Below are 12517 nucleotides of genomic sequence, written 5' to 3' on the forward strand. Positions count from 1 at the left end.
TCGCTCGTCGCTCGCTCCTCATGCGCCGCTGTCCGGGCGCACTCCGTTCTGATGAGTTCTCTGCACCCTACGCATGTTCGGCAAACCGTTTCATGCGCCTGTCACATCGCCGTCACACCAGGTGCCTCCCGACCTCACAGTTCGCGCCAGTGGATCGGCCCTCACAGTGGTCTTACGCGGGCGTCCTTCTCACTGCAACGCGTGAGGCTCGCCAGGTGTTCTCACCACAGCCGCGGCGGCCACGCCGTCGAGCGGACGAGGCTCGGGCAGGGCGTAGCTCTTCGTGGTTGGCCGGATCCTTTTCGTTCCTTCCATTGTCCGGGTACGGGGCAATGCCACGAGGGGTGGGCTTCGCCGCACGCGTCGGTCGTGCGGTGAAGCCCACCCCTCGGGCAGGGCGTGCCGGGCCGGTCGGGTCACCCGGGCACGCGTCGGGGGACGACGGTCACTGCGGTGTCATCCGGCTCACCATGTCGGGGTGCTCCTCGAGCCAGGCGGCGACGGCCTCCTCCTCGTGGCCCTGGCCGCGGTCCTTGATCTCCGCCTCCAGGGTGCCCAGCTCGTCCTCGCTCATCTTGAAGTTCTTGATCCACTTCGTGAGCTGCGGGTACTGCTCCGGGAACTTCTCGCTGGAGATCGTGCGGATCGTGTTGCCCTCGCCGAAGTACTTCTCGGGGTCCTTCAGCTTGGTCAGCTCGTACTCGCTGTACGCCCAGTGGGGTGACCACAGCACGACGGCGATCGGCTCCTGCTTGGCGTACGCCCGCTTGAGTTCGGCCAGCATCGCCGGGGTGGAGCCGTCGACGACCTCGTACTCCTTGTCCAGGCCGTAGCCGGGCAGGACCTTGGTCTTCAGCAGGTTCATCTCACCGGTGCCCGGCTCGATGCCGACGATCCGGCCGTCGAACAGGTCGGCCTTGCCCTTGAGGTCCTCCAGGGAGTCGACGCCCTTCACGTAGGAGGGGACGGCGAGCTCCAGTGAGGTCGGCTCGTACCAGGTGCCGAGGTCGTTGAGTTTGTCCTTGTGTTTGTCCCAGTAGTTCTTCTGGGCGTACGGCAGCCAGGCGTCGAAGTTGAGGTCCAGGTCGCCGGAGGCCAGGCCGGTGTAGACCGGGCCGACGTCCATCTGCTTGAGGTTCAGCTGGTAGCCGCGCCGTTCCAGGACGTTCTTCCACAGGTAGGTGACGGCGATGTCCTCGTCCCAGGGGAACCAGGCCACGTCCACGGGGCGCTTGGTCTCGGCCGGGGCCGCGGTGGCCGCGTTCGGGACCGGGGCCAGCTTGTCGACGACACCCTGGTTGTCCTTGAGCCAGGCCCGCACGGCGTCCTGCTGCTTGCCCTTGCCGGCCTTGTTGATCTCCGACTCCAGGCTGGTGAGCTGTTCCTCGCTCAGCTTGAAGTTCTTCAGCCACTCGCCGACGACCGGGTTCTCCTGGGCGAAGCCCTTGCGCGCCAGGGTGTGCACACCGTCGCCCGAGCCCCAGGCGCCCTTCGGGTCCTTGAGCTTCTTCAGCTTGTAGTCGCTGTACGCCCAGTGCGGCGACCAGAGCGTGACGACGATCGGCTCCTGCTTGGCGTACGCGCGCTTGAGCTCGGCCAGCATCGCGGGCGTGGAGCTGTCGACGACCTTGTACTCCTTCTCGAGGCCGTACTCCTTGAGGACCTTGCTCTTGAGCAGGCTCATCATGCCGGCGCTGGACTCGATACCGGTGATCTTGCCGCCGAACTTCGACGCCTGTCCCTTGAGGTCCTCCAGGGAGTCGACGCCCTTCATGTAGGCGGGCACGCTCAGCTCCAGGGAGGTGGGGCCGTACCAGGAGCCCAGGTCCTCGAGCTGTGCGCCGTACTTCTTCCAGTACTGCTCGTGGGTGACCGGCAGCCAGGCGTCGGTCTGGAAGTCGATGTCGCCCTGGGAGAGCGAGGTGTAGAGCGGCCCGGCCTCGAACTGCTTGGTCTCCACCTCGTAGCCGCGCTGCTCCAGGATCTCCTTCCAGAGATAGGTGGAGGCGACGCCCTCGTCCCAGGGGATGTAGCCGATGCTGATCTTCTTGCCCTGGCCGACGTTGGTGTCGGCGGCGACCGGGGCGGTCTTGTCGCTGCTGCCGAACATGCCCATGCCGCCCGCGACGAGGGCGAGGACGACGACGCCGACGACGGCGACGGCCGGGCGGGGCCGGTACGACCAGATCTTCAGGCCCTGGGCGGCGCGCAGCCGGGCGGCGGCCCGCCGGCCGAGCGGCGAGACCTCGGTGCCCAGCGCGCTGGTCATACGGTCGAGGTAGATCGCGAGGATCACGATGGCGATGCCCGCCTCGGCGCCCAGGCCGACGTTGAGCTGGCCGATCGCCTCGTTCACGTCGCCGCCCAGGCCGTCGGCGCCGACCATGCCGGCGATCGCGGCCATCGACAGGCCGAGCATGATGACCTGGTTCACGCCGGCCATGACCGTGGGCAGCGCCAGCGGGAGCTGAACGCGCAGGAGGGTGTCGCGCGGGGTGGTGCCGAACGCCTCGGCCGCCTCGACCAGTTCCTTGTCGACCTGGCGGATGCCCAGCTCGGTCATGCGCACGCCCGGGGCGAGCGCGAAGATCAGGGTGGCGACGATGCCCGCGGCGGCGCCGCTGCCGAAGAAGAGGATCGCCGGGATGAGGTAGACCATCGCCGGCAGCGTCTGCATCAGGTCCAGCGCGGGCCGTACGACCGAGCTGACGCGGTTCGAGCGCGCCGCCCAGATGCCCACCGGGACCGAGATGACGAGCGCGATGACGGTGGCGACGATGACGAGCGACAGCGTCATCATCGCGTTCTCCCACAGTTCCAGGGAGATGACGAAGGCGAATCCCACGAACGTGAGGACGCCGGCGAGCGCGCCGCGCAGCCAGAAGGCGATCACGGCGAAGATGCCCGCGAGGAGTAGCGGTTCGGGCGCCTGAAGCACGGAGTCGACGCCCTCGTAGGCGCCGCGGAAGACCTGCTCGAAGAAGTCGAAGAGCCATCCCATGTGGGTGGTGAGCCATTCGACCGTGTCGTTGACCCAAGAGCCGAACTCGATCCTAGGCACCGGCGGTCACCTTCTCTCCGCCCTTGTCGCGCGGGGAGTCGCACGGCTGCTGTGCGCCCGCCTCTTCTCCGAGGAAGCCGACGAGCCGCTGCCGCGGGACGACGCCGACCAGTTCGCGCCGCTTGTCGAGCACCGCGACCGGGTGCGCGACCCGGGCGCTGATCGCGCACAGCTCACCGAACGGGGTGTCGGGCGTCGCGGTCTCGCAGCCGCAGTCGGCCTCGTCGCCGCGCACCTCGCTGTCCATGACGGCGCCCGCGGTCAGCACGCGGGAGCGGTCGACGTCCTGGGTGAAGGAGGCGACGTAGTCGTTCGCGGGGCGCAGCAGGATGTCCTCGGCGCTGCCGGTCTGCACGATCTGTCCGTCGCGCATGACGGCGATGCGGTCACCCAGACGCATGGCCTCGTTGAGGTCGTGGGTGATGAAGACGATCGTCTTCTTCAGGCTCCGCTGGAGTTCGAGCAGCTGGTCCTGCATGTCGCGGCGGATCAGCGGGTCGAGGGCGCTGAAGGACTCGTCCATCAGCAGCAGGTCGGCGTCGGTGGCGAGGGCGCGGGCCAGGCCGACGCGCTGCTGCATGCCGCCGGACAGCTCGTCGGGCCAGGACTTCTCCCAGCCGGCCAGACCGCACAGGGCGAGCGCCTCGCCGGCGCGCCGCTCGCGCTCGGCGCGGGGCACGCCCTGCACGGCGAGGCCGTAGGCGGCGTTGTCCAGGACGCTGCGGTGCGGGAAGAGCGCGAAGTGCTGGAAGACCATGCTGATCTTCTTCGCCCGGACCTCGCGCAGGTCTCGGTCGCTGGCCGCGGTGAGGTCCTGGCCGTCGAAACGGACCGAGCCGGCGGTCGGCTCCAGCAGCCCGTTGAGCATGCGCAGCAGCGTGGACTTGCCGGACCCGGACAGGCCCATGACGACGAAGATCTGGCCTGGTTCCACGGTGAAAGAGGCGTCGATCACGGCGGCGGTGGTGCCGTCGGCGCGCAGCTCCTCCCGGTCTGCCCCTTTGCGGAGCTTGTTGACTGCCTCATCCGGTCGTCTGCCGAACACCTTGTACAGATGCTCGGCCTCTAGCCTGGCTGACACGCGTACCTCTTGTCTCGACGGCAGGGGAAAGGGGCGATGACAGGACAAACTGTTTGAAAGTGCAACCGACATCGCTCCGAGCCGGCGCCTGCCCCCGTTCCGCCTGCACAAACGCACTAGTGGTCCAGTTCACAGGGCGTTCGGCCGGTGGTTCACCCCCGGCTGTCTCCGGACGACTGTCGGAGCCGTACGGCATGATGCGAGGCGTGACCGGACGACTGATGCTCCTCGACACCGCCTCGCTCTACTTCCGCGCCTACTTCGGCGTCCCGGACTCGGTGAAGGCCCCGGACGGCACACCGGTGAACGCCGTGCGCGGACTGCTGGAGTTCATCGACCGCCTGGTCCGGGACCACCAGCCGGACCATCTGGTCGCCTGCATGGACGCCGACTGGCGGCCGAAGTGGCGGGTCGACCTGATCCCGTCGTACAAGGCGCACCGCGTCGCCGAGGAGCACGAGGTGGGGCCCGACGAGGAGGAGGTGCCGGACACGCTGTCGCCGCAGGTGCCGGTCATCGAGGCCGTCCTCGACGCGCTCGGCATCGCGCGTGTGGGCGTCGAGGGGTACGAGGCGGACGACGTCATCGGCACGTTCACCGCACGGGCGGCCGGCCCGGTGGACATCGTCACCGGCGACCGGGACCTGTACCAGCTGGTGGACGACGCACGCGGGGTGCGGGTGCTGTACCCGCTGAAGGGCGTGGGCACGCTGCAGCTCACGGACGAGGGGTGGCTGCGCGAGAAGTACGGCGTCGACGGCCGGGGGTACGCGGATCTGGCCCTGCTGCGCGGAGATCCGAGCGACGGCCTGCCGGGCGTACCGGGCATCGGTGAGAAGACGGCCGCGAAGCTGCTGGCCGAGTTCGGCGATCTGGCGGGGATCCTGGCCGCCGTCGACGACCGTACGGCCCGGCTCACACCGACGCAGCGCACGCGGCTGACCGAGGCGCGGCCGTATCTCGCGGTGGCACCGACGGTGGTCCGGGTCGCGACGGACGTGCCGCTGCCGGACGTCGACACGACACTGCCGCGCACTCCCCGCGATCCGGCGGCGCTGGACGGGCTGGCCGTGCGGTGGGGGCTGGGCGGGTCGTTGCAGCGGCTGCTGACGACCCTCGGATCGTGACGATTCCGGCAACCGCGGCAACTCGGACTCATAAACTCGTCACGAGAGAAGCGTTTACTTGAGGGAGATGGTAAGTTAGGCAAGCCTAAGTTTTTTGGGGAACAGGGAGACCGTCATGGCAGAACGCCCGGCCCGGCAGCCGCGGAGGGCCCATTCCGCGCAGGTCGTCCGCACCGAACGGCTCACTCCGCACATGCAGCGTGTGGTCCTGGGCGGCCCGGGTCTCGCCGAGTTCGCGGCGGGCACGTGCACCGACCACTATGTGAAGCTCCTGTTCCCCGCCGACGGCGTCACCTACCCCGAGCCCTTCGACATGCAGCGGATCCGCGAGGAGTTCCCGCGCGAGCAGTGGCCTGTCACGCGGACGTACACCGTGCGCGCCTGGGACCCCCAACTGCGCGAGCTGACACTGGACTTCGTGCTCCACGGCGACGAGGGACTGGCCGGCCCCTGGGCCATGCGCGTCCAGCCCGGCGAGACCATCCACTTCATGGGCCCCGGCGGCGCCTACGCCCCCGACGCGGGCGCCGACTGGCATCTGCTCGCCGGTGACGAGAGCGCGCTGCCCGCGATCGCGGCCGCCCTGGAATCGCTCCCCGACGGTGCCGAGGTCCGGGCCTTCGTGGAGGTCTCCGGGCCCGAAGAGCAGCAGAAGTTCGACTCCGACGTGGAGGTCGTCTGGCTGCACCGCGGTGACCGTCCCGTCGGCGAGGCCCTGGTCGAGGCCGTACGGGCGCTGGAGTTCCCGGCGGGCCGGGTGCACGCTTTCGTGCACGGCGAGGCGAGCTGCGTGAAGGATCTGCGCCGACTGCTGCGGGTCGAGCTCCAGATCCCGCGCGAGGCCCTGTCGATCTCCGGCTACTGGCGGCTCGGCCACAACGAGGACGGCTGGCAGGCCGCGAAGCGGGACTGGAACGCCCGCATCGAGGCGGAGCAGGAGAGCGGCGTGGCCGCCGCTTAGGCATACGTCGACCGAAGCGGCGGCACCGTGCGAGGTGCCGCCGCTTCGCTGTCTGCGGCCGGGTCACACCGACCGTTGGTACGACCTGAACGTCCGGATCGACAGCCACACCGCCGCCACCGCGAGCGCGAGCAGTCCTCCGCCCCGGCTGAGCACGTCCCCCCAGTCAGGGTCGGCGGACAGTGCCGAACGGCCCGCCACCATCGCCCAGTCGAGCGGGTTGAAGGCGGCGATGTGCCGCATCCACCCTGGCATCTGGGCCGGTGCCATGAAGGCGCTGGACAGGAACGTCAGCGGCAGCAGCAGGAAGGTGTTGATCCCGATGAGCGACTCCCGCTCCCGCACCAGCATGCCGAGCGCGTTGGACAGCGCCCCGAAGACGGTGCCGAGCAACACCGAGGCCGGCACCAGGACGGCCACTCCCCCGATGCCGCCCGGGTAGTCGGCGCCGCCGAGCAGGCCCAGCAGCACGATGATCAGCGACTGCAGGGCGGTGACCAGGCCGTTGTACACGACATTGCCGTTCATCAGCGCGGCCCGGCTGACCGGCGTGGTCAGGAAGCGGTTGAGCGTGCCGCGCTGGATCTCCTCCAAGGTGCCCATGCCCGCCCACATGTTGGAGCTGAGCGCGCTCATCACCACCACGCCCGGTACCAGGTAGTCGAGATACGAGCCAGTGCCGAAGCCGCCCAGCTCGACGACCTTCTTGAAGAGGCTGCCGAACAGGAACAGCCACACCACCGGCTGGATGAGGGTGATGACCGCGTACGCGGGCTGCCGTGCGAACACCATGAGTTGACGTTGCGTCATGTACCAGGTCTGGGCGACCGCGGTGCTCATCGCGCACCTCCCGCGAGGACGAACTGATCGGCGGAGTCGGCCTCGGCATACCGGCGGCCGGTATAGCGGAGGTAGACGTCGTCGAGGGAGGGCCGGGCGACCGTCGCGGCGGCGACTCCGACTCCGGCGCGCTCCAGCGTGGCCAGCAACGCAGGCACCACGGCGGCGCCCTCGTCGGCCCGGACGCTGATGCGCAGACCGTCGATCAGCACCTCGTGCACGCCCGGCAGTCTGCCGAGGGTGCCACCGAGCACCGTACGGCCGGCTTCACCGAGCGCCTCGCGCAGTTCCACATGGACGGCGTCACCGCGCAGTTCGCCCTTGAGGGAATGGGGGCTGCCTTCGACGACGACGCGGCCTCGGTCGACGATGGCGATGCGTTCGGCGAGCCGGTCGGCCTCTTCGAGATAGTGCATGGTCAGCAGGATGGTCAGGCCCTCCTCACCGGCCAGCCGCCCGATCTCGTCCCACATCGCACTGCGGGCCTCCGGGTCGAGGCCGGTGGTGGGTTCGTCGAGGAAGAGCACCTCGGGCCGGTGCACCAGGCCGAGCGCCACGTCGAGCCGGCGGCGCATACCTCCGGAGTAGCCCTTCACCGGGCGCCGGGCGGCGTCCGAGAGCCTGAAACGCTCCAGCAGCTCGTCCACCCGCCGACCGAGCGCGGCGCCCTTCAAGCCGTGGAGTCGGCCCTGGAGTTGAAGGTTCTCACGGCCGGTGGCGACCGGATCGGCGCCGGAGTTCTGGGCGACCACCCCGATCGCGCGGCGCACCCGGTCGGGGTGGCGCAGCACGTCGTGGCCGGCGACGGTGGCCGCGCCCGAGTCGGGGCGGGCCAGGGTGGTGAGGATCTTGACGGTGGTGGACTTTCCGGCCCCGTTGGGGCCGAGGAGCCCGAAGACCGTGCCGGGCTCGACGGTGATGTCCAGGCCGCTCAGGGCCGTGATGTCACCGGGATAGGTCTTGACGAGTTGCCGCGCCTCGACGGCGGGCACACGGGAGTTCATGACGACAGCTCTCCTGGATGAGAGGGACGACTGATCCGCGTGAAGAGCGCCGGGCTATCCTGGGTGTGCCGCACCTCGATCGCCCGGTTCTGCCTCACGGCGGACTCGGTTCGGGGTTGGAGACCCTGGCGGGACTGCTGCAACAGTCCTGCCGGGGTCTGTTCATGCAGGGATCACGTGCCGAAGTGGCGCTGCTCCACCTCCTCCAGCTCCGGCGGCCACTCCCCCGTCTCGTGGAAGCGCCGCCATGCTTCGACGCCGGGCAGCGAGCCGTCGCGGATCTCCCCGACGAAGCCGCGGACCCACTGCGCCTGCGCCTCGACCATGTGGAGCTGGTACTCGACCTCGACGAGGAACAGCCGCGGCAGCGTCTCGTAGAGCTTCTCCAGCACCGCCCGCCCGCTGGTGACCTGAACCTCCAGGGATGTGAGGCGCTCCTGAAGGAGCCGCACCACGTCGTCGGGGGGCAGCGCCCCCAGCAGCGAGAGCGCGGTCTCGAAGATCGGGTACTCCTTCGCCGGGACGGCGATCAGGTCCGACAGCCACTCGGTCATCTCCTCACGCCCGGCCTCGGTGAGCCCGTAGACCGTGCGCTCGGGGCGGTTGCCCTGCCGCTCCACGTCGGTCACCTCGACGAAGCCGTGCTTCTGGAGGTTCTGCACGACCGTGTAGAGCGAGCCGTAGTTGATCTTCGTGCTGGCGTCCTTGCCCTGGCGGCGCAGGGTCTGGGCGATCTCGTACGGATGCATCGGCTTCTGCCAGAGGGTCGTCATCACGGTCAGCGCGAGCGGGTTGCTCAGCTTGCGGCGCTTGCCCGGCATGGCGGTGACTCCCTCGTTTCCGAATATCCGTAAGCGAATATATCGCGAGTCACTTCGGAAGTCGAGAGGGTGCAACGAACACGATGTATCGCGATCGAAACCGGCCCCTCCGACGTCCGCCCCGATCCACCGAAGCCGGACTCCGCCGACGCCCGCTCCCACCTGCATCGTGCTGCTCCGCCTTGCGTACGCCATGGTCACCGACCCCCTGCTGGTGCAGCGCCTGCGCGGCCGTTTCACCTCCACCGGCACCGGCGAGACGGGCGCACCCCTGTTCTCCCTCGGTCGCTGGGGCGTCCCCGGTCAGCGCCCTCGCCCTGCTCTACGGCCTGTTCATGACGGTCAACCTGGCCTGGCTGCGCGCGGCGGTGTACGACCCGGCGGGCGGGCACTGGTGGTTCCAGTGGTTCACGGTGCTGTTCCTGACGGTGACCGTCGCGGTGGGCACGGCCTACCGGGTGTACCGGAGGCGGACGGGCGTACCGGAGACGGTGGTCCAGGTCAGTCGCCCCGCACGCGCGCGTGCAGGTGCATGTCGTGCCAGCCGTCGGTGTGGAGGCCGGCGCTGCGCTTGGTGCCCTCGAGGGCGAAGCCCGTCTTCGTGGCGACGCGGCAGGACGCCGTGTTGGCGACGGCGTGGGTGAGTTCGAGGCGGTGGAAGCCGATCTCGTCGAGCGCCCAGCGGGCGAGGGCGGTTGTGGCGCGGGCCGCGACGCCCTGTCCGCGGGCCTGGGGCACCGTCCAGTACGCGACCTCCGCCGCGCCGTCCTCGAGCACGATGTCGCGCAGGGCCACGCGTCCCATGAGCCGGCCGGTGGCCGCGTCGGCGACGGCCCACTGCGCGTTCCTCTCCTCGTTCCAGGCCCGGCTCCACTCCTCGATCCAGCCGCGCACCTCGTCCTCGGATCCGGCCGAGCGCAGATGCCAGGCGTGCAGGACCGGGTCCTGGAAGGCCTGGTGAACCGCGGGGGCGTCCTCGGCGCTCCAGGGGCGCAGGAGGAGGCCGTCGCCGGTGGGGAGGGTCGGCTGCGGGGTACGGGCGAGGATGCCGGCGGGCAGCACCGGGCTGGTCAGGAAGGGCATGACCCGCATCCTGCCGGGCGGCGGCGGAGCGGCCCAGCGGTTTTCCGGTGTCGTGCGGTGGCTCGTACGCTTGCACGCGATGAGACGCAAGAGCCGGATTCCGCCCTCCCCGCTGCCGCAGCGCGCCGGAGTGGATCCGGTGCGGGTGCGGCTGCCTGCCGAGGGACCGTGGGCCACCGTCCGTGAGCATCTGGTGGAGCGGCTGTCGGGGCGGGGGGGGTCGTCGACGGGATGTTCGCGGCCGGGCTGATCGTCGGGGCGGACGGGACGGCGGTGGCGCCGGAGGCGGCGTATGTGCCGGGGATGTTCGTGTGGTTCCACCGGGAGCTGCCGGACGAGGTGCGGGTGCCGTTCCCGCTGGAGGTGGTGCACCGCGACGAGCACATCGTCGTCGTCGACAAGCCGCACTTCCTGGCCACGACCCCGCGCGGCAGCCATGTCGCCGAGACCGCGCTGGCCCGGCTGCGGCGGGAGCTGGGCATCCCGACGCTGGGCGCCGCGCACCGGCTGGACCGGCTCACCGCGGGGCTGGTGCTGTTCACGGTGCGGCCCGAGGAGCGCGGTGCGTACCAGACGCTGTTCCGGGACCGGCTGGTGCGCAAGGAGTACGAGGCGGTCGCCCCGTACGATCCCGCGCTCGGCCTGCCCCGCACGGTGCGCAGCCGGATCGTGAAGGAGCGCGGCTCGCTGACCGCCCGCGAGGTCGAGGGCGAGCCGAACGCGGTGAGCCGTATCGAACTGATCGAGCACCGTACGGACCTGGGCCGCTACCGGCTGGTGCCCGGCACCGGGCAGACCCATCAGCTGCGGGTGCACATGAACGCGCTGGGGGTGCCGATCCTCGGCGATCCGCTCTATCCGGTGGTGACCGGCCCCGTGCCGGCCGGTGACTTCCGGCGCCCGCTGCAACTGCTGGCGCGGGAGCTGGAGTTCACCGATCCGGTCACGGGGGTGGCGCATCTGTTCCGCAGTGAGCGGACGCTGACGGCCTGGTCCTGTTTCCCGCAGTGGGCGGGTCAGTAGCCCCGCCACCAGCGCAGGAACCGCTGCCAGGCGCCCGGCCTGCGGGGGGCCGGCTCCGGCGTCGGTGTCGGTGTCGGTGCGACGGGCTCGGCCGGCCGGGGTTCGGGGACGACGGCGGGTGCCGGCTCGGGCTCGATCGTGCCGACCTGCCAGCTGGCGCGCTGCTGTGGCACCGACCGGGGGCTCGGCGGTTCCATGACGTCCTCCGGCGGCTTCGGCACGAAGTGCACCGGGAGCTCCACCAGATGGCGTGAGGCGATCGACTCCCGCCACTCCAACTCGTCCTCGTCACATTCGAGTTCGACGTCCGGGAGTCGCATCAGCAGCGCGTCGACGCCGACGTCGGCGATGGCCCGGCCGATGTCCTGGCCGGGGCACTCGTGCGGGCCGCCGCCGAAGGCGAGGTGGGAGCGGTTGCCCTGCATGTTGGCGGCGAGGTCGGGCCGCACCTTGGGGTCGATGTTGCCCGGGGCCGGCGCGAAGAGCAGTCCGTCGCCCTTGCGGATGCGGTGACCGCCGAGCTCGGTCTCCTGCTTGGCGAAGTAGCCGAGGACGGTGCTGAACGGCGGCTCGTCCCACAGGGACTGCTCGACCGCCTCGGGCACCGTCATCTGGCCGCCGTTGAGCTGGGCGCGGAAACGCGGGTCGGTGAGCACCATGCGCAGCGCGTTGGACAGGAGGTTGACCGTGGCCTCGTAGGCGGCGAAGAGGACGAGCCGCAGGTGTTCCCTGACCTCGTCGTCGGTGAGCCGGGCCGGGTGGGTGATGAGGTGGCTGGTGAAGTCCTCCTCGGGGTGGGCGCGGCGGCGTGCGGTGAGCCGGCCGAGGGCGTCCATGACGTAGGCGTGGCTGGCGAGCGCGGTCTCGGTGCCCTTGAGCGCGTCGCGGGCGGACTGCACCAGCCGCTCGTTGTACTCGTCGGGCATGCCGAGGATCTCGCACATCACCGCCATCGGCAGATGCTCGGCGAACTGGCTGACGAGTTCGGCGTGGCCCTGCTCGCAGAACTCGTTGACGAGCCGCTGGGTGTAGCGGTTGATGTGCCGGCGGATGCTGCGGTGGTCGATGGTCGACATGGCGCCGGTGACGGCGCCGCGCAGCCGCAGATGCTCCTCGCCCTCGGCGTGGGAGCAGATGGGCTGCCAGGCGATGTGCGGCATGAGCGGATGGTCGGGCTTGACCATGCCTTCCTGGAGCGGGGTCCAGATGCGGCTGTCCCGGGTGAACAGCGAGGGTGTACGCACCATCTGCAGGTTCTCGGCGTGTCCGAGGACCACCCACACGGGGATGTCGTCGTGCAGCAGCACGGGCGCCACCTGGCCGTGCTCCTCGCGGAGTTGCTCGTAGAGGTCGCCCAGGTCCTCCGCCTGGTGCAGCCGGTGCAGTCCGCCGGGGCCGCGGCCGTGGGCGGGGCAGCCGGGCGGCGGGCCACCGAACGTGAGATCGTCGTCCGTACCGGTACGGGAAGGGATGTCAGGCGTCACAGCGGGTCGCTTTCGGGAACGGTGCTGGATCG

9 protein-coding genes and 2 pseudogenes are annotated in these 12517 nt (G+C 70.1%); 4 read left to right on the forward strand and 7 right to left on the reverse strand.

What is annotated here, in order from left to right; genetic code table 11:
* Positions 1–445: 445 nt before the first annotated feature.
* Both StrepF001_RS04450 and StrepF001_RS04455 read right to left on the reverse strand, forming a co-directional pair.
* Positions 446–3061, reverse strand: a complete 2616-nt coding sequence (locus StrepF001_RS04450; protein ID WP_129796938.1) for an ABC transporter permease/substrate binding protein — start codon at positions 3059–3061, stop codon at positions 446–448.
* Positions 3054–4142 carry a glycine betaine/L-proline ABC transporter ATP-binding protein gene (locus tag StrepF001_RS04455; protein WP_129796939.1) on the reverse strand — a complete coding sequence of 363 codons (1089 nt, stop codon included), beginning with the start codon at positions 4140–4142 and terminating at the stop codon, positions 3054–3056. The genes StrepF001_RS04450 and StrepF001_RS04455 overlap by 8 nt, the downstream gene beginning before the upstream one ends.
* A gap of 194 nt (positions 4143–4336) precedes the next feature.
* Between StrepF001_RS04455 and StrepF001_RS04460 the strand changes: the two genes are divergently transcribed.
* Together StrepF001_RS04460 and StrepF001_RS04465 are read left to right on the forward strand one after the other, a co-directional pair.
* Entirely contained in the window at positions 4337–5269 is a 933-nt protein-coding gene (locus StrepF001_RS04460; protein ID WP_129796940.1) for a 5'-3' exonuclease, read from the forward strand.
* Positions 5270–5384: 115 nt separating this feature from the next.
* Positions 5385–6230: a siderophore-interacting protein gene (locus tag StrepF001_RS04465; protein WP_129796941.1), complete on the forward strand. Its 846-nt coding sequence runs from the start codon at positions 5385–5387 to the stop codon at positions 6228–6230.
* Positions 6231–6293: 63 nt separating this feature from the next.
* Here the strand turns inward: StrepF001_RS04465 and StrepF001_RS04470 are convergent, their stop codons facing one another.
* The 3 genes from StrepF001_RS04470 to StrepF001_RS04480 form a co-directional block, all read right to left on the reverse strand.
* Entirely contained in the window at positions 6294–7070 is a 777-nt protein-coding gene (locus StrepF001_RS04470; protein WP_129796942.1) for an ABC transporter permease, read from the reverse strand.
* A complete protein-coding gene (locus tag StrepF001_RS04475; protein ID WP_129796943.1) occupies positions 7067–8074 on the reverse strand; it encodes an ATP-binding cassette domain-containing protein in 1008 nt (335 codons plus the stop codon). The genes StrepF001_RS04470 and StrepF001_RS04475 overlap by 4 nt, the downstream gene beginning before the upstream one ends.
* Positions 8075–8247: 173 nt before the next feature.
* Positions 8248–8895, reverse strand: a complete 648-nt coding sequence (locus StrepF001_RS04480) for a PadR family transcriptional regulator (RefSeq protein WP_129796944.1) — start codon at positions 8893–8895, stop codon at positions 8248–8250.
* 160 nt (positions 8896–9055) lie between these two features.
* Here StrepF001_RS04480 and StrepF001_RS47245 point away from each other — a divergent pair.
* Positions 9056–9362, forward strand: a pseudogene (locus StrepF001_RS47245) (amino acid permease); the annotation flags it as partial.
* Positions 9363–9396: 34 nt separating this feature from the next.
* Here the strand turns inward: StrepF001_RS47245 and StrepF001_RS04490 are convergent.
* Complete coding sequence (locus StrepF001_RS04490; protein ID WP_165396157.1) at positions 9397–9978, reverse strand: GNAT family N-acetyltransferase; 582 nt, start codon at positions 9976–9978, stop codon at positions 9397–9399.
* A 79-nt stretch (positions 9979–10057) separates the two neighbouring features.
* On the opposite strand from StrepF001_RS04490, the pseudogene StrepF001_RS04495 reads away from it, so the two are divergent.
* A pseudogene (locus StrepF001_RS04495) lies at positions 10058–11001 on the forward strand (RluA family pseudouridine synthase).
* Here the strand turns inward: StrepF001_RS04495 and StrepF001_RS04500 are convergent.
* Positions 10995–12485 carry a cytochrome P450 gene (locus StrepF001_RS04500; RefSeq protein WP_129796945.1) on the reverse strand — a complete coding sequence of 497 codons (1491 nt, stop codon included), beginning with the start codon at positions 12483–12485 and terminating at the stop codon, positions 10995–10997. The pseudogene StrepF001_RS04495 and the gene StrepF001_RS04500 sit on opposite strands and share 7 nt — an antisense overlap.
* Positions 12486–12517: the final 32 nt, after the last annotated feature.

The organism is Streptomyces sp. F001, from assembly GCF_004187715.1.
Taxonomy (GTDB): domain Bacteria; phylum Actinomycetota; class Actinomycetes; order Streptomycetales; family Streptomycetaceae; genus Streptomyces; species Streptomyces flavusporus.